General features: G+C 36.3%; 1 protein-coding gene. It reads left to right on the top strand.

The genetic code is table 11. The features are described from left to right. Positions 1 to 720 (top strand): ankyrin repeat domain-containing protein (locus tag AC3DU7_RS21180; RefSeq protein WP_488041282.1); only part of this gene is annotated, 720 nt, incomplete at its 5' end. Between the last annotated feature and the right edge of the window lie 566 nt (positions 721 to 1,286).

The raw sequence follows: 1,286 nt of genomic DNA, 5'->3' as shown, positions 1-1,286 counted from the left end.
GTTTTGTTAGAAGCAGGGGCAGATGTAAATATTAAAAGTAGAAATGGTGGTACAGCTTTGATGGCTACTGCTGCAGAAGGAAATGTAGCGATCGCTTCTACTCTCTTGGATGCTCATGCTGATGTTAATGCTCAAGATTTAGAAGGAGAAACAGCTTTAAGTTTTGCTGTAGTAGAAAATCATACCGAAATGGTTAAACTACTGCTAAATTATGGGGCAGAAATTGTTACTAAAAATCAAGCAGGCGACACACCTTTATTTGGAGCAATTTTTCATGGTTATACGGATATTGTATCAATTTTATTGAACAAAATAGAAAAGCAAAATTTGGCATCTTTATTGAATAGTAAACATCTTGGAGAAACAGCTTTAACTTTGGCAATATGGCAAAAACGTCAAGAAATTATTAATGTTTTGCTAGATGTAGGGGCAGATGTTAATATTCCTGCTCAAGGTGGCTCTACTCCAATGATGAAAGCAGCTTATCAAGGTGATCTTGAAACATTAAAAATACTCTTAGAAAAAGGAGCTGATATTAATCTTAGGGATGATAATGAAGCGACAGCTTTAATGTGGGCATCATATCAAGGTCATGCCGAAGCCGTAAAACTATTAATTGATTATGGTGCTAATTTAAATGATAAAAATCAAGGCGGTTGTACGGCTTTAATGCTCGCAGAATTTAATGGTTATCAAGATATTATCAGGTTACTTAAATAATGCTGGGTTGTAATACCAAATTCATTTCTAAGTTGTATAGAATAATATTCCGAGCAGAGTTGACTGTAGCTCAAGACATACAAGTTAATAAGTTTCATCATTCTGTGCAGCCTCAAATGAAATTGGTATGACGTTGAATTATAGAAGGCAACTCTTAATCCCACATTCCCACAAAATGTAGTTATAGAAGAAGGAGCCAGGAGACAGCAATTGTGAAGAAAATCATAGCTGCCGTGATTGGGCAATCAATCAAGTAAGTATTTATGCTGAATTAGGGCTTGCTGATTAAATATGACACGCATTGACTGATAAAGGTAAGTGCCTTTTTAGGTATTGAAAAAGTACAAGGTTTTCGTTGTCGGTAGCTCAAAAAGTTAGGATTTTGGACTGACTATGGCAGAAAAATCAAGGGATAATTCTTTCTACTGCCTCCTCGCTCCCATACCCATTTCTCCTGTATCCTGTCTCCTGTCTCCTACAAAGAGCAAAAAGACTTTATGAGCGCAAACCCTATAGAAGCCATTTGGAATATTAGCTAATGTTGGGTTTTTAGGCCAAGAAGTGAG

Source organism: Okeania sp. (assembly GCF_983059655.1).
Note: the sequence above shows the minus strand (reverse complement) of the source record. Positions and strands in the feature narration are given on the sequence as shown.